General features: G+C 67.0%; 14 protein-coding genes. 8 read left to right on the top strand and 6 right to left on the bottom strand.

The genetic code is table 11. From position 1 onward, the window contains the following. The first annotated feature begins 148 nt into the window (after positions 1-148). Entirely contained in the window at positions 149-3,025 is a 2,877-nt protein-coding gene (locus ACYX7E_RS17250) for a TonB-dependent receptor plug domain-containing protein (protein WP_462081836.1), read from the top strand. Positions 3,026-3,417: 392 nt separating this feature from the next. Continuing rightward, positions 3,418-6,117, top strand: a complete 2,700-nt coding sequence (locus ACYX7E_RS17245) for a TonB-dependent receptor domain-containing protein (protein ID WP_462081835.1) — start codon at positions 3,418-3,420, stop codon at positions 6,115-6,117. 121 nt (positions 6,118-6,238) lie between these two features. On the opposite strand, the gene ppa is transcribed toward ACYX7E_RS17245, so the two are convergent. The 5 genes from ppa to ACYX7E_RS17220 form a co-directional block, all read right to left on the bottom strand. Next, positions 6,239-6,781, bottom strand: a complete 543-nt coding sequence (gene ppa / locus ACYX7E_RS17240; protein ID WP_462081834.1) for an inorganic diphosphatase — start codon at positions 6,779-6,781, stop codon at positions 6,239-6,241. A 158-nt stretch (positions 6,782-6,939) separates the two neighbouring features. Then, positions 6,940-7,689 (bottom strand): murein L,D-transpeptidase catalytic domain family protein, encoded by a 750-nt coding sequence (locus ACYX7E_RS17235; protein ID WP_462081833.1) that lies wholly within the window; start codon positions 7,687-7,689, stop codon positions 6,940-6,942. Positions 7,690-7,791: 102 nt separating this feature from the next. Beyond that, the gene (locus ACYX7E_RS17230) at positions 7,792-8,799 is read right to left on the bottom strand and encodes a L,D-transpeptidase (protein ID WP_462081832.1); all 1,008 of its coding nucleotides are present in this window, start codon (positions 8,797-8,799) and stop codon (positions 7,792-7,794) included. Positions 8,800-8,975: 176 nt separating this feature from the next. Next, positions 8,976-11,006, bottom strand: a complete 2,031-nt coding sequence (locus ACYX7E_RS17225; RefSeq protein WP_462081831.1) for a sodium-translocating pyrophosphatase — start codon at positions 11,004-11,006, stop codon at positions 8,976-8,978. Between the two features lie 442 nt (positions 11,007-11,448). Further along, the gene (locus tag ACYX7E_RS17220; protein ID WP_462081830.1) at positions 11,449-12,705 is read right to left on the bottom strand and encodes a 6-phosphofructokinase; all 1,257 of its coding nucleotides are present in this window, start codon (positions 12,703-12,705) and stop codon (positions 11,449-11,451) included. Between the two features lie 130 nt (positions 12,706-12,835). Here ACYX7E_RS17220 and ACYX7E_RS17215 point away from each other — a divergent pair, with 130 nt between their 5' ends. The 4 genes from ACYX7E_RS17215 to ACYX7E_RS17200 are packed head-to-tail and all read left to right on the top strand — an operon-like array spanning position 12,836 to position 15,989. Then, positions 12,836-13,414 (top strand): adenylate kinase, encoded by a 579-nt coding sequence (locus tag ACYX7E_RS17215; RefSeq protein ID WP_462081829.1) that lies wholly within the window; start codon positions 12,836-12,838, stop codon positions 13,412-13,414. Between the two features lie 23 nt (positions 13,415-13,437). Continuing rightward, positions 13,438-13,950, top strand: a complete 513-nt coding sequence (locus tag ACYX7E_RS17210) for a hypothetical protein (protein WP_462081828.1) — start codon at positions 13,438-13,440, stop codon at positions 13,948-13,950. Next, entirely contained in the window at positions 13,947-15,356 is a 1,410-nt protein-coding gene (gene mpl, locus ACYX7E_RS17205; protein WP_462081827.1) for a UDP-N-acetylmuramate:L-alanyl-gamma-D-glutamyl-meso-diaminopimelate ligase, read from the top strand. Before ACYX7E_RS17210 ends, mpl begins: the two co-directional genes overlap by 4 nt. 48 nt (positions 15,357-15,404) lie before the next feature. Continuing rightward, positions 15,405-15,989 carry an LON peptidase substrate-binding domain-containing protein gene (locus ACYX7E_RS17200; protein WP_462081826.1) on the top strand — a complete coding sequence of 195 codons (585 nt, stop codon included), beginning with the start codon at positions 15,405-15,407 and terminating at the stop codon, positions 15,987-15,989. On the opposite strand, the gene ACYX7E_RS17195 is transcribed toward ACYX7E_RS17200, so the two are convergent. Further along, a complete protein-coding gene (locus tag ACYX7E_RS17195; protein ID WP_462081825.1) occupies positions 15,954-17,981 on the bottom strand; it encodes a bifunctional DedA family/phosphatase PAP2 family protein in 2,028 nt (675 codons plus the stop codon). The two genes, ACYX7E_RS17200 and ACYX7E_RS17195, sit on opposite strands and share 36 nt — an antisense overlap. Positions 17,982-18,116: 135 nt before the next feature. Between ACYX7E_RS17195 and ACYX7E_RS17190 the strand changes: the two genes are divergently transcribed. Continuing rightward, a complete protein-coding gene (locus ACYX7E_RS17190; protein ID WP_462081824.1) occupies positions 18,117-18,809 on the top strand; it encodes a phosphotransferase in 693 nt (230 codons plus the stop codon). Positions 18,810-19,028: 219 nt separating this feature from the next. Then, the gene (locus tag ACYX7E_RS17185; protein ID WP_462081823.1) at positions 19,029-19,847 is read left to right on the top strand and encodes an SDR family oxidoreductase; all 819 of its coding nucleotides are present in this window, start codon (positions 19,029-19,031) and stop codon (positions 19,845-19,847) included. Positions 19,848-19,893: the final 46 nt, after the last annotated feature.

The raw sequence follows: 19,893 nt of genomic DNA, 5'->3' as shown, positions 1-19,893 counted from the left end.
GATGTCTAAGTGAATCCCCGGTGACCCGACAAATTCTGCAAAAACATCGGGCCATCCTCGTAAAAACCTGTCTCCGATCGGGCCGTACCTTACGGCGGTGTTAACGCACCTGTAACTTTTTAGCTTTTTTTCTTGGAGAGAGACCTAGATGAAGTCCCGCAATCCAATCGTGCGGATGGGCCTGCTGCCCGCCGCCATCCTGACCGCGCTCGTGCCGGCTGCCGCGTTCGCGCAGGACAGCAACGACACCACGACGCTCGACCGCATTGAAGTCACCGGCTCGCGCATCCGCAAGGTGGACGTCGAGAACGCGCAGCCGATCCAGATGATTTCGCGCACCGACATCGAGAAGCAGGGCTTCCAGTCGGTCGGCGACATCCTGCAGAACATCGCCGCGACCGGCAGCCCCTCGCTGAGCCGTTCGACCCCGCTGAGCGCCGGCGAAAGCCCCGGCGGTACCTATGTCGACCTGCGCAACCTCGGACCGGAGCGCACCCTGGTGCTGCTCAACGGCCGTCGCCTGGGCGTCAACAATGACGGCCTGCAGGACCTGGCGACGATTCCGTCGTCGATGGTCGAGCGCATCGAAGTGCTGAAGGACGGCGCCTCGTCGCTGTACGGCTCCGACGCCATCGCCGGCGTCATCAACGTCATCACCCGCCGCAACTTCGAAGGCGCCGAGGCCAATGCCTATTACGGCCAGTACGGCGAAGGCGACGGCGCGACGCAGTCGTTCGACTTCACCGTCGGTACCCGTGGCGAGCGCAGCTCGATCGTCTTCGGCGCGCAGTACGACAAGGAAGAGCCGGTCTGGGCGCGCAATCGCAAGTGGGCGATCGACACCTATCCGGGCTACCCCGCGTACAGCTACACCGTCGTCGGCGCGATCGGCAACATCCGCAACCCGGCCAACCCCAACCAGTGGCTGGTGCTCAATGAAGGCGGCGACCCCACCAATCTGGCCGACTACCGTCCGCAGGTCGGTGGCCCGAACGGCGATACCAGCAACGCCGCCGAGCAGATGATGGTCAAGACCGGCATGGAGCGGACCTCGATCTTCACCAGCGCCGACTTCGAGCTGACCGACAAGGTCCGCCTGGTCACCGACGCCAGCTTCAACCGCCGCGAAACCAGCATCCAGGTCGCCGGCTATCCGTTGCAGAGTGCCAACCCGGACGTGCAGACGCCCATGAGCGCCGGCAGCTACTTCAACCCCACCGGTGAGTCGCTGGACTTCCGCCGCCGTGGCTCGGAAGTACCGCGCACCGTCGATCGTCGCCTTGATACCTACCGCTTCAATGCCGCGCTCGAAGGTTCGTTCGAAGTCGGCGAGAAGTACTTCGACTGGGATGTCGGCTACCTGTTCACGCGTGGCGACGCCACGATCCGGTCGCGTGGCGATTTCAACAAGATCGCCGTGCGCGAGGCCCTCGGCCCGTCGTTCCTGAACGCCGATGGCGTCGTCCAGTGCGGCACCGCGGCCAATCCGATCGCGCTCGCGAACTGCACCCCGTGGAGCCCGGTGCTCAGCTCGGGTCCCAACTCGCTGGCCAATCCGGACATCCAGAAGCGCTTCTTCTTGACCGAGACCGCCACGTCCGAGACCACCACCCACAACTACTTCGCCAACATCACCGGCTCGCTGGTGACGCTGCCGGCGGGTGAGCTGGGCTTCGCGACCGGCGTTGAAAGCCGTCGCGTCTCCGGCCGCTACTCGCCCGATGCGTTCGCGCAGACCGGCAACTCGACCAACCTCGCCGCGCAGGAAACCTCGGGCGGCTACAGCGTCAAGGAAATCTACCTGGAGCTGGACATCCCGCTGCTGGCGGACCTGCCGGGCGCGAAGGAACTGGCGATCAACGTCGCCAGCCGCTACTCCGACTACGATGTGTTCGGCGACACCACCAACAGCAAGGCCAGCTTCCGCTGGCGCCCGATCGAAGACCTGCTGGTCCGTGGCACCTGGGCGCAGGGCTTCCGTGCGCCTTCGGTCTCCGACCTCTACGGCGGCACCGGCCAGACCTTCGACTACTACGCCGACCCCTGCGACACCGTCAACGGTGCGGCCGCGTCGAACCCGGAGATCTACCAGCGTTGCTCCGCTGCGATCGCCGGTTATGCCGACTATACCTACGTCGACGACGAAGACGGCAACGTTGGCTTCCAGCAGACCGGCCAGGGCGGCACGCTGGCCTACGGTGGCCAGAGCGGCACGCCGTTCCTCAGCGGTTCCAACCCCGACCTGACCCCCGAGACCTCGGTCAGCCGTTCGCTGGGCCTGGTCTACAGCCCGCAGTTCGTCACCGGCCTGGGTATCTCGCTGGACTGGTGGAAGACCCGGATCGACAACGTCGTCACCGCGTTCAACGCCTCGGGCATCCTCAGCGACTGCTACGTCTACAACATCGCGTCGCAGTGCGCCTACTTCACGCGTGACGAGAACGGCGTGGTCAACACGCTGACCCGTATCGGCCGCAATGCCGGTTACTGGGAGATCGAAGGCTACGACTTCGAAGTCAACTACACGCTGCCCGAAACCAGCTACGGCCAGTTCGGCATCAACGTGGCGACGACGTACTACAGCAACTTCGAGATCAAGAGCGACAGCACCGACAACACCACGCCGCAGGCGCAGGTCGGCTTTGCCAGCGAAGACGGTGCGTACTTCCGGATCCGTTCGGTGGCGTCGCTGAACTGGGAGCGCGGCAACTTCGGTGCGACCTGGACCGCGCGCTACCACTCGGGCGTCAAGGAAGAGTGCTACTTCGGCGATACCTGCAACCTGCCCGACTATGTCGATCGCGACGGCAACGCGCTGGGTCAGAACAAGACCGGCTCGAACACCTTCAACGACGTGCAGGTGCGCTGGAAGACGCCGTGGGACGCGACGATCTCGGTGGGCGTCAACAACGTGCTCGACCGCGTCGGCCCGGTGATGTACACGCAGCCGTCCAGCGGCTTCTCGTACTACGGCGGCTTCGACATCGGTCGCTTCACCTACATGAAGTACCAGCAGCGCTTCTGATCCCTGACAGGTCAGGTTTTGCAACGGAAAAGCAGGCTTCGGCCTGCTTTTCCCGTTTTGAGGGCGCGGGTTCCGCAAGGGGGGCTGATAGGGCGCGCAGGGGGGTGGAAGGCGCCGGAGCCACGAGGTCCCGAAGGGCGGTCTTGGAAGGGGCGGATCTTCCGGCAAGGCCGAGCGGGGAATGGAGCCATCCTCATGAAACTGAAAATGTGATCCATATCAAGCATTATTTTTTCTAATTGGGATTAATGAGGCCCAAACGGGTTGCAATTGGATGTAAAAGAACTGTAAGTTCAAGGCGTGCCCCTGCTCTGGGGCCCGTGTGGCACCAGGCAGCGCGCGGCTGCACTGGACCTGCCCGCACGCCTGACAATCCAAGAAGGGGTCCCCGAATGCTTCGGAAACACACGTGTCTTGCACTGCGTCCACGTCTGCTGTTCACCGCTCTTTCCCTGGCCTGCAGCGCGACTGCGCTGGCCCAGTCGACCGACCCCGAGGCCACGGCCTCCCCGGACGTCAAATCCCTCGATACGGTCTCGGTGTCCGCGTCCCGGATCGATAGCGCCGGCTTCGTCGCTCCCACGCCGACCACGGTCATCGGCGCGGTCGAGCTGGAGCAGGGCGCGCGCCTCAATGTCGCCGCCGTGCTCAACGACCTGCCGATGTTCAAGGCCAGCGCCTCGCCGCAGACCAGCACCACCAGTACCAACAATGGCAGCGCGCCGGTGGACCTGCGTGGCCTGGGCGCATCGCGCACGCTGGTCCTGCTCAATGGCCGTCGTTTCGTCGGCAACGGCGACCTCAACAGCATCCCGTTCGCGCTGGTCAAGAGCGTCGACATCGTGACCGGCGGCGCCTCCGCGGCCTGGGGCTCGGATGCGGTGGCCGGCGTGGTCAACGTCGTCCTCGACGACAAGCTGGAAGGCTTCACCGTGCAAGGCAGCACCGGCGTGTCCTCGCGCGACGACAACGCGCAGTACCAGGTCAGCGCGGCCGGCGGCACCAGCTTCGCGGACGGTCGCGGCCATGTCGTGTTCGGCGGCGAGTTCCTCGACAACGACGGCATCTTCCCGAAGACCGCACGCAACAACATCGGCCGCTGGGCGCTGACGGCGAACCCCGCGTACTCGCCAACCAATGGCCAGGGCCTGTACCGGCTCTCTCCCAACGTGGTGATGGCCGGTGTCAGCCGTGGCGGACACGTCAACTCGGGCGTCCTGGCGGGCCAGACCTTCAATCCCGACGGCACCTTGCGTCCGTACCAGGTCGGCACCGACGGTGTGTCCTATGACGATGTCACCGCCGCGATCACGCCGCAGAAGCGCTATGCCTTCTATACCAAGGCCACCTTCGACCTGACCGACAACGTGCGCCTGTCGGCGGACTTCCGCTATACCAACATGTACAACCACTACAACTGGTTCACCGACAGCAACAACGGCCAGGCGCTGCGGATCTCGGCCGAGAATGCCTTCCTGTCGCAGGCGGTCCGCGACCGGTTGGCGGCCGCCGGTGAGACCAGCTTCACCCTGGGTCGTTTCAATGCCGATCTCGCCCAGCTCGGCGTCGACTTCAGTCGCCGCACGCGTCAGGCGACCGTGGCCCTGGATGGCGTGTTCGGCGACTACTGGCGCTGGGACACCTATGTCAGCCATGGCGAGGCGGTCAACAATTCGGCCTATGAGAACTTCCGCCTGACCCGGAACTTCGCGTTGTCAGTGGACTCGTTGCTGCATCCGGTCACCGGCCAGCCGATCTGCCGGATCGCCCTGACCGACCCGCAGACCAACTGTGTGCCGATCAACCTGTTCGGCGAGGGCAGCCCCACGCAGGCGGCGCGGGATTACGTCACCGGCACTTCTTATTCGACCGTCAAGACCACCCTCGATACCGCAGGCGCCAGCCTGCGCGGCGAACCCTTCTCGTCCTGGGCCGGCCCGGTGTCGATCGCCACCGGCCTGGAAGTGCGTCGAGAAAAGATGGAAGCGGTGGTCGACGCGCGCGCCGCCGCGAAGGAGTTCGCGCTGTTCAATCCGGCGCCGCTCAGCGGCAGCTACACGGTCAAGGAGGCGTTCCTCGAAGCGCTGGTGCCGTTGGCCAAAGACCTGCCGTTCCTGCGTGACTTCAACTTCAATGGCGCAGCGCGGATCAGCGATTACAGCACCAGCGGTTCGATCTGGTCCTGGAAGCTCGGCCTGACCAACCAGCTGACCGATGACCTGCGGCTGCGCTACAGCAAGTCGCGCGATATCCGGTCCGCCAACCTGGTCGAGCTGTACACCACCTCGACGACCCTCTACACACAGATCGCCGATCCGGTCACCGGCGTCGTTGAGCAGACCCTGAGCAATGGTGGCGGCAATCCGGACCTGATCCCGGAAACGTCGGACACCACGACCCTGGGCCTGATCTACGAGCCCGGCTTCGTGCCCGGGCTGACGGTGTCGCTGGATTACTTCGATATCGATATCAGGAACATCATTGCCGCTATCGGCGGTCAGGACATGGTCAATCGCTGCCATGCCGGCAACACCGCGTTGTGCAGTTACATCAATCGCGATCCGGTCACCAACCGGATCATCAACATCCGCACGCCCTATGTGAACCTGGCGCGCTACCAGACCAGCGGTTTCGATCTGGATGCGATGTACAACGTCGACCTGTCGGGGATCAACCTGCCCGGCAAGCTGCGGGTGCGCGGCATCGTGACCTATGTCGATGAGCTGGTCACCGACGATGGCGTCAACCGCTACGACCTGGCCACGTCGGTCGGCGGCAATGGCGTGCCGCGCTGGCGCACCAATGTCAGCCTGAACTACCAGAATGGCGGCTTCGGCGCCGACCTTCGGGCACGCTACATCAGTGGCGGCAAGTTCAACGTGCTGCTGGATATCGACAACAACGCGATCGGTTCGTACACCTATGTCGATGTCGGCCTGAACTACGACTTCGGCAATCGTGGCAGCGGCTTCGGCCTGTTCGGCGGTGTCAGCAACCTGCTCGACAAGGATCCGCCGATCGCGTCCTCGGCGGCGGTGTTCTACGACGTGGTCGGTCGCTACTACACGCTGGGTGCGCGCTACCGCTTTTAAGCGAAGTGCCTGGGGCGGCATGCCCTGGGCGCTGTGCAGAGGACACAAAAAAAGCAGGCTTCGGCCTGCTTTTTCTGTTGCGCCGGTTGCGCGCGCTGGGCGCGCAGCCGGCGGGACCTGATCAGGCCTTGGCTTCTTCGGCCTTGTCGCGTTCGATCGCGTCGAGCAGGATCTGCTTGGCTTCCTCGGCGCCGCCCCAGCCATCGAGCTTGACCCACTTGCCCTTCTCGAGATCCTTGTAGTGCTCGAAGAAGTGGCCGATGCGCTCGAGCCAATGCGGTGACACCTGCTCGATGTCGTTGATGTGGCTGTAGCCGGCAAACACCTTGTCGGTCGGCACGGCCAGCAACTTCTCGTCGCTGCCGGCCTCGTCGGACATGCGCAGCACGCCGACCGGGCGGCAGCGGATCACCGAGCCGGGGACCAACGGCAGCGGCAGGATCACCAGCACGTCGGCCGGGTCGCCATCGCCGCACAGCGTGTGCGGGACATAGCCGTAGTTGCAGGGGTAGCGCATCGGGGTCGACAGCACGCGGTCGACGAAAATCGCGCCGCTGGCCTTGTCGACCTCGTACTTGACGGGCTCGGCGTCCTTCGGGATCTCGATGATGACGTTGATTTCGTGCGGCGGATTCTTGCCGGTTGGGACGAGGTCGAGACCCATGGGGTAGCTGCTCCAGCGTTGCGTGACGGGAAACCGCCATTCTAACCGGGGCAGATGCTGCGTAGCAGCAGGGCCGATGGCCTGTGATACAGGGCGGCTGGCCGTCGTGCCGGCTGGGGGAGGCCGCGGATCAGCGCCGCGCCGTCGCCGCGCGCAGCTCAGGCGCCCGGATCGACCGTGGGCGCGGCATGGCCGAGCCGGTCTTCGCCGCAGGCGTTCTGCAGCAGGGCAGAACGTCGCAGCCACTCGGGATCGGGGTAGTAGGCAAACACGAACGAGCCGCCACGGATGCGGTCGATCAGCGCCTGCGCGATCGCCGGGCGCACCGCAGGGCAGCCCAGGCTGCGGCCCAACCGGCCCTGGCGCTGGATCAGGTCTTCGCTGACATAGGGGGCGCCATGGATCACGATCGCGCGCTCGCGGGCGAGGTCGTTGAAGCCCGGTTCCAGCCCGCGCAGCCGCAGCGAGTAGCCGTTGGCGCCGACGTAGGCTTCCTGGGTCTCGAACGCGCCCAGGCTGGACATGAAGCTGCCCTCGGTATTGGAGAAGCGGCTGGCCATGTTCTCGCCGGTATTGCGTCCGTGCGCGACCAGCTCCTGGTAGATCAGTCGTGGCTGCGCGAGGTCGAAGACCCACAATCTGGGCCGGGTGGACGGCAGCGAGTAGTCGATGACGCTGAGCGTGGCCGGCCTCGGCTGGGCGTTGCGCATGGCGCAGGCCATCGCGCTGGTGGCCAGCCGCAGCACCTTGCGGTCCAGGTCCGGAGCGGCCTGCGCGAGGGTGGTGACCAGGGTGTTGTCATGCGCCATCGTGGGTGTCTTCGCGGGCGCCGCTGCCTGCGCTCCGGAACAGGCGGCCAGTGCGACCAGGGCGGCTCGCAGCAGCAGCGCGGATAGGGAAGAGGACATGATCGGCCGAGCATATCAGCGCCCGCTCTGCTGGCAGCTGAGCAAACTTCACCCCCTGGCCGGAGGCTGGGTTGCGGATCTGGGACCTGGCGCCCGGGCCGTTCAGGGTGTCTCGTCGGACTCCAGTACCGGCTGCAGCGGCTGTGCGGCGGGATCCGGGCGCACGGCCGGCAGGTCGGTCAGCAGGATCGTCGAGCCCGGCGCCAGGGCGGCGTAGAGCCGGCGCGAGAAGGCGGCATCGACCTGCAGCGGCATCGACTGCAGGCGCAGCTGCAGCATTGCCAGCGCGTCGGCGTCCACGCCCAGGATCGGATAGGCCGCCCAGCGTCGGCGCGGCTGGTCGGGGTCGAGCAGGCTGGGGGCATCCTCGGTATCGCTGCCCATGACCATCAGCACCGAGCCGTTGACGGTGAAACCGTCGGCCACCTGCAGCGGCGCGTCGCCGATGCGCACGCCATTGCGCAGTACGGTGACTCGGCGGTCGAGCATGCTGACCAGCACGCTGACCGGACCTTCCGGGCTGGCAGCGTCGTCCCACTGCGCGGCATCGGTGGCGGGCGGCAGACCGGCGACGCCGCTGCGGTCCACCGGTGCCAGCACGGCTGGATGCACCACGCTGGCCGACGAGGCCTTGGCATCGGCGACGACCACGGTGTCGCCATTGCGCGTTTCCGCGAACAGCAGCTTGGCGAATGCCTGCGGCAGGCGCACGCAGCCATGCGAGGCGGGGTAGCCGGGCAGGGCGCCGCCATGCAGTGCGATGCCATCCCAGGTCAGCCGCTGCATGTAGGGCATCGGGGCGTTGTTGTAGAGGTTGGAGCGGTGATCCTTGTTCTTCTGCAGGATCGTGAAGACGCCGGCCGGCGTTTCCTTGCCCTCCTTGCCCGAGCTGATCGTCGAGACGCCGATCGCGATGCCGTTGCGGTAGACGTAGGCGCGCTGCTCGTCGAGGCTGACGACCAGCACGATCGGACCGCTGGGTGCGATCTCGGGATGCCACAGGTACTGGCCTGGCGTCAGCGAGCGTGGATCCACGCTCGCGGTCTGCGCCGACGTGGCGGCGGACAGCAACAACAACGAGGCTGCGACGAAGGAGCGGAAACGGACCATGCGGGACACCGGGCGCGCGAAGGTGCGGTGATTGTCCCACGCCGCGCGCGGGCGCGCGGCCTGTCGTGCCGCTGCAGATGCCGGCGATGCAGCCGGTGACGAAGCACGGCGTTTACCGCAGGGCCCTTCCCCCGCGGAGGGGGAAGGGCCGGGTCACGGAGGATGCGTTCGTGCCGTTACAGCAGCGGCACCAGCAGCAACGCCACGATGTTGATGATCTTGATCAGCGGATTGATGGCGGGGCCAGCGGTGTCCTTGTAGGGGTCGCCGACGGTATCGCCGGTCACCGCGGCCTTGTGCGCCTCGCTGCCCTTGCCGCCGTGGTGGCCATCCTCGATGTACTTCTTGGCGTTGTCCCACGCGCCGCCGCCGGTCGTCATCGAGATCGCGACGAACAGGCCGGTGACGATGGTGCCGATCAGCAGGCCACCCAGTGCCTTCGGGCCGAGCAGCAGGCCGACCACGACCGGTACCGCGACCGGCAGCAGCGAGGGCACGATCATTTCCTTGATCGCCGACTTGGTCAGCATGTCGACCGCGCGCGAGTAGTCCGGCTTCGCGGTGCCCTGCATGATGCCGGGGATCTCGCGGAACTGGCGGCGGACTTCCTCGACCACCGAGCCCGCCGCACGACCGACGGCCTCCATCGCCATCGCACCGAACAGGTATGGGATCAGTCCGCCGATCAGCAGGCCGATGATGACGGTGTGGTCGGACAGGTCGAAGGTGAACACCTCGCCCGGATTGCTGGCCTGCAGGTTGTGCGTGTAGTCGGCAAACAGCACCAGCGCCGCCAGCGCCGCCGAACCGATCGCATAGCCCTTGGTCACCGCCTTGGTGGTGTTGCCGACCGCGTCCAGCGGATCGGTGACGTTGCGGACCTCGGGCGGCAGTTCGGCCATCTCGGCGATGCCGCCGGCGTTGTCGGTGATCGGGCCGTAGGCGTCGAGCGCGACGATCATGCCCGCCATCGACAGCATCGCGGTCGCAGCGATCGCGATGCCGTACAGGCCGCCGAGCAGGTGGCAGCACCAGATCGCGATACAGACTGCGATCACCGGCAGCGCGGTCGACTTCATCGACACGCCGAGGCCGGCGATGATGTTGGTGCCATGGCCGGTCGTCGATGCCTGTGCGATGTGCTGCACCGGCTTGTACTGCGTGCCGGTGTAGTACTCGGTGATCCAGACGATCGCGCCGGTCAGCACCAGGCCGATCAGTGCGCACCAGTACAGGTTCATCGCACCATGGCTGTTGGCGGCCATCAGCTCGGTGGTGATCGGGTAGTACGCGATCGCCGCCAGGACGCCGGACACGATGACGCCCTTGTACAGCGCGCCCATGATCGAGCCGCCGGGCTTCACCTTGACGAAGAACGTGCCGATGATCGACGCGATGATCGACACGCCGCCCAGCACCAGCGGATACAGCACGCCGTTGCTGCCGACCTCGCTGACCATCAGGTAGCCCAGCAGCATCGTCGCGATGACGGTAACCGCGTAGGTTTCGAACAGGTCGGCCGCCATGCCCGCGCAGTCGCCGACGTTGTCGCCCACGTTGTCGGCGATGACCGCCGGGTTGCGCGGATCGTCCTCGGGGATGCCGGCCTCGACCTTGCCGACCAGATCGGCACCGACGTCGGCGCCCTTGGTGAAGATGCCGCCGCCCAGTCGCGCGAAGATCGAGATCAGCGACGAGCCGAAGGCGACGCCGACCAGGGCGTGCAGGACTTCACTGGTGGGCAGGTGCAGCCACAGGTTCAGCACCGCCCAGTAGCCGGCCACGCCGAGCAGGCCCAGCCCGACGACCAGCATGCCGGTGATCGCACCGCCGCGGAACGCGACATCCATCGCCGGCCCGAGGCCATGGCGCGCGGCTTCGGCCGTGCGCACGTTGGCGCGGACCGAGACATTCATGCCGATGTAGCCGGCGGCGCCCGAGAGCACCGCGCCGAGCAGGAACCCTACCGCCGTCGGCCAGTCCAGGAACAGCCCGATCAGCACGAACAGCACGGCACCGGCGATCGAGATCGTCAGGTATTGCCGGTTGAGATAAGCGCGGGCGCCTTCCTGGATCGCCCCTGCGATTTCCTGCATCCGTGCATTGCCGGCGGGTTGCCGGTTGATCCAGCGTGCGGAAACGATGCCGTAGAGGATCGCGATGACCGCGCATCCCAGTGCAAGCCATAAACCGTAGTGCTCAAGCATGAAACCCCTCCCAGAGTGGATGCCAAAGACAACAGTGGTGCCCGGCGACTATCGCACAGCGTCGGGTGGCGGGGGAACTGTGTGTGGGGGCATTGCGACGCGGGACGATGCGATGCCGCGATGCCGGATCGCTCGAATGCGCCACCGGATCGCGATGATCCGGTGGCGGTCCTTCCGCGAGGGCGGTGTCCCGGGTGGCGGCGATGTCCGCCAACCCGCCGCGTTCTGGGGCAGGAGGCGTCATCGTCGTCGATGCGCCTGCCTGCGGTGGATCAGATGTTGGAACAGATGCCTGTGGCTCAGAACCTGTTCAAAGTCTTGCTGCGCTTGCCATCTGGCGCGCGTAAGGTGCTCGGTTGCTCATTACCTCCACGTACACTGCGCTTTCTGCGCTCCGCCACGCGCCATCTCGCTGCGCTCGCGACAGATCGTGAGCAGGTTCTCAGCCTTCCCAGGCCGGCAGCTTCTTCTTGACCGCGACGTTCTTCAGGCTGACATACGCGGGGATGCCATCGCGGCCGTACGGCGGCGGCGCTTCGCCACGGATCAGCGGCTCCAGGTAGGTACGCGCCTTGGCGGTGATGCCGTAGCCGTCCTTGCGGATGAAGCCGGCCGGGAACTTCTTCTCGTGGTTGGCGACCTTGTCCAGCGGGGCGCTGCCGATCTTCCAGCGGTAAGGCGTGTCGGAGGTACGTACGATGACCGGCATCGTCGCGTTCTGACCCTTCAGCGCGAACTGCACCGCGGCCTTGCCGACCGCCAGCGCCTGGTCGACGTCGGTCTTGGATGCCAGGTGGCGGGCCGAACGCTGCAGGTAGTCCGGCAGGGTCCAATGGACCTTGAAGCCGAGCTGGTCCTTGACGCGGCCGGCCAGGTACGAGGCGACTCCGCCGAGCTGGGTGTGGCCGAACGAGTCCTTGCCGCCGCCGGCGTCGGCGACGAACTTGCCGTCGCGGGTCTGGATGCCTTCGCTGGCGACCACGACGCAGTAACCGACGCGGGCCACGACCTTGTTGACCTGGGCCAGGAAGTCGGCCTCGTCATAGGCGCGCTCGGGGAACAGGATGATGTGGGGGGCGTCGTCAGGGCCTTGGCCGGCCAGGCCTGCGGCCGCCGCGAGCCAGCCGGCGTGCCGGCCCATGGCCTCGTAGACAAAGACTTTGGTCGAAGTCTCCGACATCGCGGCGACGTCCAGCGCGGCCTCGCGCACCGACACCGCGGTGTACTTTGCGGCCGAGCCGAAGCCCGGGCAGGTGTCGGTCACGGCGAGGTCGTTGTCGACCGTCTTGGGCACGCCGATGCAGGTCAGCGGGTAGCCGAACTCCTTCGCCAGCTTGGACACCTTGTTGGCAGTATCGGCGGAGTCGTTGCCGCCGTTGTAGAGGAACCAGCGCACGTCATGTGCCTGGAAAACCTCCAGAAGTCGCGTGTATTTGGCGCGATCGGCTTCGATCGTCTTCAGTTTGTAGCGGCAGGATCCGAACGCGCCGCCGGGCGTATGCGCCAGTGCGCGGATCGCGGCCGCCGACTCCTTGCTGGTGTCGATCAGTTCCTCGCGCAGCGCGCCGAGGATGCCGTTGCGGGCCGCCAGCACCTTGACCTTGCGGGCGCGGGCCTCGCTGATGACGGCCGACGCGGTGGCGTTGATGACGGCGGTGACACCGCCGGACTGGGAGTAAAGCAGGGTTCCGGAGGACATAGGCGCCTTGCAGGTCGTGATATGGGGGCGTGTCGATGGGTTAAGCTGGTGGCAGCGTTCGCGGCTGCAGCGGCAGTGTACCGTCCAGCGCGCCCCGACTCGAAATTCCCGTTTGGCTTTGGAGTGATCGATGCGATTGGTATTGCTAGGAGCGCCCGGTTCGGGCAAGGGCACCCAGGCTGCGCGCCTGAAGGAGCATCTGCAGGTGCCGCACATCTCCACCGGCGACCTGCTGCGGGCGGAAGTCGCCGCCGGGTCCCCGCTGGGTCTGCAGGCCAAGGAAGTGATGGCCCGTGGCGACCTGGTGTCCGACGAGATCCTGCTGGGCATGCTGAAGGAGCGCTTCTCGCGCGACGACACCCGCGGCGGCTTCATCCTCGACGGCTACCCGCGCAACCTGGCGCAGGCCGCGGCGCTGGACAAGCTGCTGGCCGGCCTGGGGCAGAAGTTCGATGCTGCCGTGCAGCTGACCGTCGACAACGAGCAGATCATCGAGCGCCTGGCCGGACGCGCCAAGGCCGAAGGTCGCGCCGACGACAGCCCGGAATCGGTCCGCCACCGCCTGAACGTCTATGACCAGCAGACAGCGCCGGTCATCGACTTCTATCGCCAGCATGGCCAGTTGACCGTCGTCGACGGCGTCGGCTCGCTGGATGACGTGTTCACCCGCATCATCGAAACGATCGCGCCGGGCAAAGACGTCGGCTGAGGCGCACAGCCGCGAAGCGTGCCATGCAGGCATCCCGCCAAAGTCCCATCGACGGCATGCGCGCCGCGTTCCGGTTCCTGACGTTCAGGGCGTCGCCGGCGGTCCTGCCGGCATCGCAACGGGCCGCCTGGATCTCCATCGCGGTCGCGCTGGTGCTGGGCGCCTGGGCTGGATACGAGCCGCCGTTCGATGCCTACACCGGTGTCGCCGGCCTGCTGATCGCGGCGTTCTTCCTGTGCGTGGTGCCGTGGCTGCTCGCGCGATGGTCTGGGCTGGTCGAACGCTATCCGCGTGGCCTGCTGGCGCTGGGACTGGCCGATACGCTGCTGATGCTGGTGGTGCTGCCCGTGATCACCAATGTCGCGGCCTTGCCGACCCTGGTGCTGCTGGTGGTGACCGTCGTCGCGGTGCTGTGGATGCTGGTGCTGCGGGTCCGCATCTGGACCTACCTGACCGGACAGGACTGGGTGCGCTGCCTGCTGCTGGCGGTGCTGCTGCTCGGACTGGAGACCGCTGCCCAGTATTCCCTTGGATGACAAATACCGGGAACATTGGCAGCATGAAACTCCATATCCTCGGTATCGCCGGGACCTTCATGGGCGGCGTGGCCGCCCTCGCGCGCGAGCTCGGGCATGCCGTCGAAGGCAGTGACCAGGCCGTCTACCCGCCGATGTCGACCCAGCTCGAACAGCTCGGCATCTCGCTCAGCCAGGGCTACCTGCCCGGCAACATCTCGCCAGATTGCGACAGCATCGTGGTCGGCAATGCGCTGTCGCGCGGCAATCCCGCGGTCGAGCATGTCCTCGACCAGGGGCTGCCCTATACATCGGGCGCCGAATGGCTGCGCGAGCACGTGCTGCCCGGTCGCGACGTGCTCGCGGTCGCCGGCACCCATGGCAAGACCACCACCACCACGATCCTGGCCTATCTGCTGCAGGCCGCGGGGCGCGAGCCGGGCTTCCTGATCGGGGGCGTCGCCGAGGATTTCGGTGTGTCCGCGCGACTGGGCGGGCCGCCGCCGCAGGAGCAGCGGCCGCTGTTCGTCGTCGAGGCCGACGAGTACGACACCGCGTTCTTCGACAAGCGCAGCAAGTTCGTGCACTACCGCCCGCTGGTCGCGATCCTCAACAACCTCGAATACGACCACGCCGACATCTTTCCCGATGTCGCCTCGATCCAGCGCCAGTTCCATCACCTGGTGCGCACCATCCCCGGACGTGGGCACCTGATCGTCAACGGCCACGATGCGCGGCTGGCCGAAGTGTTGGAGATGGGCTGCTGGACGCCGGTCTCGCGCTTCGGCTTCGACGCCGCCTTCGAGTGGAGCGCGCGCAAGCTCGATGCCGATGGCAGCCGCTTCGTCGTCAGCCATCGCGGGCGCGAACTCGGCACCGTGCGCTGGCCGCTGCTCGGCGACCACAACGTCCTCAACGGCCTGGCCGCGCTGGCCGCCTGCGATGCGGTCGGCGTCGACGTTGCGCAGGTCGTTCCGGCGCTGTCGGCGTTCCGTAGCGTCAAGCGGCGGATGGAGGTGCTCGGCCAGGCCGGTGGCATCACCGTCTACGACGATTTCGCCCATCATCCGACCGCGATCCAGACCACGCTGGCCGGCCTGCGCGCGAAGGTCGGCGATGCACGGATCGTCGTCGCGATGGAGCCGCGCAGCAATTCGATGCGCCTGGGCGCGCACGCCGATGCGTTGGCGCCGTCGCTGGATGGCGCCGATGCGGTGGTGTTCCTGCATCGCCCGGAACTGGCCTGGGATGCCGGCAGCGTGGTCGCCGCCGTGCGCGGCGATGCGTCCACGGCGGCGGATGTCGACCAGTTGCTGGCGGCGCTGCAGGCCCGCGTGCGTCCAGGCGACCATGTGGTCTTCATGTCCAATGGCGGTTTCGATGCGGCGCCACGTCGCTTCCTGACCCTGTTGCGTGCGCCCGCATAGACCCTGTGCAGGATGTGCCGGCGCCACGATGGCGCGGCGGCCCGCTGGATGGAGGTGCCCGTGAACCAATCCCTGCCGTTGTTCCCGTTGCAGACCGTGCTGGTGCCCGGCGGGGCGCTGGGCCTGCGCGTGTTCGAGGCGCGCTATCTCGATCTGGTCCGCGATTGCGGCCGCCACGGCCACGGCTTCGGCGTCTGCATGATCGTCGAGGGGCGCGAAGCCGGGCAGCCCGCGGTACCGGCCGCGTTCGGGACCGAAGCGCTGATCGAGGATTTCGACACCGGTCCGGATGGCCTGCTGCACCTGCGCGTGCGCGGCGCGAGACGCTTCCATGTCGAACGCACGCGCGTGCGCGACAACGGCCTGATCGTCGCCGACGTGCGCTGGTGCGCGCCCGATCCCACGGTGGAGCTGCAACCGCAGCATGCGCTGCTGGGCGAGGTGCTGGCGAGGATCATCGAACAGATCGACACGCTCGACATCGACGCGACCCGGCAGCAGCTCGACGATGCCGCCTGGGTCGGCTGGCGACTGGCGGAACTGCTACCGCTGACGCTCGCCCAGCGTCAGGCGCTGCTGCAGGAGGACGATCCCGATCTAAGGCTTGACGCGCTGGTCGGGCTGATCGACTGACGGCAGTCGCTCGTCGGTGCGCAGGCGCAGGATCGGCGCGCCGCTGACCGGATGCACGTCCTCGCGTTGCGCGAACATCGTCAGGCCCTTGCGCAGGTCGCGATACGAGGCGTGTTCGTCGGCCTCGGGCAACCAGATGCCGAACAGGCCGAACGGACGCGAATAGCGCAGCGTCTGCGTCGTGCCGATCCACAGGGGCGTTTCGTCGGCCAGGCGCGCGGGCGCACGCCACAGGCGCAGCACTTCGGCGTGGTCGTCGTCGAGGTGACGGCGCAGCATCAGCGTCTCGGCCTCACTACCCAACGTCGCCGGCAGCACCGGCTGCTGCGATGGCGGCGTGTCGTCGTCGAGCAGGCCCAGCGTCGCGGTCCAGTCGGCCTGCGGCTGCGGTTGCCAGCCATGCGCGAGCAGTTGCTGCTGCAGGGGCGGCAATGGGCCGGCGATCTGCACGTCGAGCGTCCAGCGCTGGCCGGGATCGCGTTCCTTGCGCTGCGAAGGCAGCTGCGACCACTCGCTCTCCCACCAGTCGGCCGGCTGCAACAACAGCGCCGGCACGTGCGGGGCGAAGCGCGCCAGCAGTGGATCGACCGCACGCGGGGCATGCCACAGCGCGGCAGCGATGAACGTGATGTAGAACACCAGCGCCAGCGGGCGCATCCAGAACGAACGTGCCACGTGACGCCGGTAGGCGATGCCCAGCAGCAGCAGCCAGGCAACGCCGAGCAGGAAGCCGCCGACGATGTCGCTGAGCCAGTGCGCGCCAAGGTACAGGCGCGCGAAGCCGAGCATCGCGACGATGGTGCCGGCCACCAGGTAAGGCCAGACGCGCGAGCGGCCGGGCAACTCGCGAGCGATCAGGACCGCGAAGAAGCCGAACGTGATCGTCGTCATCGTCACCGACACCGACGGGAAGCCGAAACCGCCCGAGGCCGTCGGCGGACGCGGCATGTCGATGACCGCTTCCAGCAGCGAGGTCAGCACCAGGCCGAAGGCCAGCGCGGCCAGCCAATGCGCGGCCGCGATCCAGCGCCGCCGCCAGACCAGCCAGGCCAGCGCCAGCGCGGCCGCCGGTGCCAGCACCGCGAAATCACCCAGCGAGGCCAGCGCCGCCATCAGGCGATCGGCCAGCGGATTGCGCAGTTCGTACATCACGTGGAAGACCGTGAGGTCGATGACCAGCGGCTCGCCGCGCATCAGCACCGTGGCCAGCAGCGTGAACCAGGCCCAGCTGATGCCCAGCAGGCAGACCGCCAGCACCAGCAGCGATGCCGACTCGGGGCGGTTGGGATCGATCAGCGCCTCGGCATAGCGGCCCAGCCGCGGATGCGCGCGGGTCCACTTCAAGGCGCGCGCCAGCAGGCTGTTGGCGTGGTGGTCGAACCAGCGGTAGGTGTACAGCACGCCGAACCAGGCCAGCGCGAACACCACCAGCAGTCCACCCAGCACCAGGAACAGGCGGTCGGCGACCGCGGCCACCGCATCGTAGGACGCGCCGAACAGCCAGCCCGGCGCCAGGAACAGCGCGCCCCAGGACACGCAGGCGACGATGCTGATCGGCAGGTAGCGGCGCATCGGCATCCGCGCGATGCCGGCGATGGCCGGCACGAACGGACGGATCGGGCCGACGTAGCGCGCGATCAGGATGCTCTTGATCGCGTTGCGGCGGAACAGCACCTCGCCACGGTCGAGCAGTTGCGGATAGCGCTGGAACGGCCAGATGTTGCGCAGGCCATGGCCCCAGCGATGGCCGATCCAGTAACTGACGCCATCGCCGGCCAGTGCGCCCAGTGCGGCGCAGATCACCGCATACGGCCCCGAGATCTCGCCCAGGCCGACCAGCACGCCGATGCCGAACAGCAGTGGCAGTGCCGGCACGATCGCCCCGAGGATGATCACCGAATCGGAGAACGCGATCAGGAAGATGACGATGCCGGCCGCGACCGGATGGTCGCCGATCCAGCTCACGGTATTGTTGAAGAGGTCGCCAAGCATCGGCGCATTATGGCAGCGCCCTGATGACTGCGAACCCATCGCGACCGCCGCGATCGCGGCATCGGCCGTCGAAGCCCGGGGCGGGCCGGCCGCACCGGGACAGGGCTGCACGCGGGCAGGGCCTACAATAGGCCAATGTCATCCGAGTCCCCGTCCCACACACGCCCGCCTGCCGACCAGGCCATCGAACTGCGCGCGCTGAAATCCGACAGCTTCGGCCGGATTTCGCTGATGCAGGCCGGTGACGAGGTCTTCGTGCGCCGCGACCTGGCGCATGTGCCGCTGTGGCTGCGGCTGCCGGCCTGGTGGCTGGCGCGACGCGAGGCCAGGGGATTGCAGCGCGTCGCCGGCATGGACGATGTGCCGCAGCTGCTGCGCTGGGATGGACGGCGCCTCGACCGCAGTTACATGGAGGGCGCCGCGATGTACCAGCGGCCGCCGCATGGCGATCTGGCGTACTTCCGGCGCGCGCGCCGCCTCCTGCAGCAACTCCACCGGCGCGGACTGGCCCACAACGACCTCGCGAAAGAGGCCAACTGGCTGGTCCAGGCCGATGGCACGCCCGGCATCATCGATTTCCAGCTGGCCACGCGCGGCGATCCGCGCTCGCGCTGGATGCGCCTGCTGGCCCGCGAGGACCTGCGGCACCTGCTCAAGCACAAACGCATGTACTGCCGCGCCGCGCTGACGCCGGTCGAGAGGCGCGTACTGAAGCGGACTTCCTGGCTGCGCGATGTCTGGTTCCGGACCGGCAAGCCGGTCTACCGGGTCGTGACCCGGAAGATCCTCAAGTGGGAAGACAACGAAGGCCAGGGCCCCAAACCGTAGCGCCGCCGATGGGCGCGGCGGGCGCACCCTGTAGAAGCGCTCCTGGACGCAATCGAGTGGCAATCCCTTGAGTGCTGGGTGCATGGCCATCGCGACCAGGGCACCCGGACGAGTCGATATGCATGCGCGTGGCGACGCGTTCATTGCAATCACGGCGACACGGCCTGCCTGGCGCGTCCGCGTCCTACAATGCCGCTTCCGTTGAGCAGGAGCGCTGCGATGTCCTCATTGTCGGGCAAGACCCTTTTCATCACCGGTGCCTCGCGTGGCATCGGCCTGGCAATCGCGCTGCGCGCCGCCCGCGATGGCGCCAACATCGCCATCGTCGCCAAGTCCGACGTGGCCAATCCGAAACTGCCGGGCACGATCCACACCGCGGCCGATGCCGTGCGCGCCGCCGGCGGACAGGCACTCGCGCTGAAATGCGACATCCGCGAACCCGAGCAGGTACGCGCGGCCGTGGCCGCGACCGTCGATACCTTTGGTGGCCTGGACATCCTGGTCAACAACGCCAGCGCGATCTGGCTGCGCGGCGTGCTCGATACCCCGATGAAGCGCTACGACCTGATGCAGGAGGTCAACGCGCGCGGCAGCTTCGTCTGCGCGCAGGCCTGCCTGCCGCATCTGCTGGAGTCGCCGAACCCGCACATCCTGACCCTGTGCCCGCCGCCGTCGCTGGACCCGCGCTGGTGGGGGCCGCACACCGGTTACACGCTGGCCAAGATGGGCATGAGCTTCGTGACCATCGGCCTGGCCGCCGAGTTCGGTCCGCAGGGCGTTGCCGTCAATGGCCTGTGGCCGCGCACGCTGATCGCGACCGACGCGTTGAACATGATCCCCGGCGTCAGCACTTCCAACGGACGCACGCCGCAGATCATGGCCGATGCCGCGCAGGCCGTGCTGACGCGGCCATCCGCCGGTTTCAGCGGCCGGTTCCTGATCGATGACGACGTGCTCGCGGAGGCCGGCATCACCGACCTGTCGGGCTATCGCGTCGATCCTTCTCAGCCGCTGTTGCCGGACCTGTTTCTCGATTGAGTCTGCTTTCGATTGAGTCTGCTCCGGACTGATTCTGTTCTGGCGA

The sequence above is a fragment of the Luteimonas sp. RIT-PG2_3 genome, assembly GCF_054902115.1.
This window is presented reverse-complemented; position numbering and strand designations above follow the sequence as displayed.

Excerpts from the sequence above, each read along its gene's own strand:
- ACYX7E_RS17250 (WP_462081836.1), top strand. The coding sequence starts at position 149 with ATGAAGTCCCGCAATCCAATCGTGCGGATGGGCCTGCTGCCCGCCGCC.
- ACYX7E_RS17245 (WP_462081835.1), top strand. The coding sequence starts at position 3,418 with ATGCTTCGGAAACACACGTGTCTTGCACTGCGTCCACGTCTGCTGTTC.
- ppa (WP_462081834.1), bottom strand. The coding sequence starts at position 6,781 with ATGGGTCTCGACCTCGTCCCAACCGGCAAGAATCCGCCGCACGAAATC.
- ACYX7E_RS17235 (WP_462081833.1), bottom strand. The coding sequence starts at position 7,689 with ATGTCCTCTTCCCTATCCGCGCTGCTGCTGCGAGCCGCCCTGGTCGCA.
- ACYX7E_RS17230 (WP_462081832.1), bottom strand. The coding sequence starts at position 8,799 with ATGGTCCGTTTCCGCTCCTTCGTCGCAGCCTCGTTGTTGTTGCTGTCC.
- ACYX7E_RS17225 (WP_462081831.1), bottom strand. The coding sequence starts at position 11,006 with ATGCTTGAGCACTACGGTTTATGGCTTGCACTGGGATGCGCGGTCATC.
- ACYX7E_RS17220 (WP_462081830.1), bottom strand. The coding sequence starts at position 12,705 with ATGTCCTCCGGAACCCTGCTTTACTCCCAGTCCGGCGGTGTCACCGCC.
- ACYX7E_RS17215 (WP_462081829.1), top strand. The coding sequence starts at position 12,836 with ATGCGATTGGTATTGCTAGGAGCGCCCGGTTCGGGCAAGGGCACCCAG.
- ACYX7E_RS17210 (WP_462081828.1), top strand. The coding sequence starts at position 13,438 with ATGCAGGCATCCCGCCAAAGTCCCATCGACGGCATGCGCGCCGCGTTC.
- mpl (WP_462081827.1), top strand. The coding sequence starts at position 13,947 with ATGACAAATACCGGGAACATTGGCAGCATGAAACTCCATATCCTCGGT.
- ACYX7E_RS17200 (WP_462081826.1), top strand. The coding sequence starts at position 15,405 with ATGGAGGTGCCCGTGAACCAATCCCTGCCGTTGTTCCCGTTGCAGACC.
- ACYX7E_RS17195 (WP_462081825.1), bottom strand. The coding sequence starts at position 17,981 with ATGCTTGGCGACCTCTTCAACAATACCGTGAGCTGGATCGGCGACCAT.
- ACYX7E_RS17190 (WP_462081824.1), top strand. The coding sequence starts at position 18,117 with ATGTCATCCGAGTCCCCGTCCCACACACGCCCGCCTGCCGACCAGGCC.
- ACYX7E_RS17185 (WP_462081823.1), top strand. The coding sequence starts at position 19,029 with ATGTCCTCATTGTCGGGCAAGACCCTTTTCATCACCGGTGCCTCGCGT.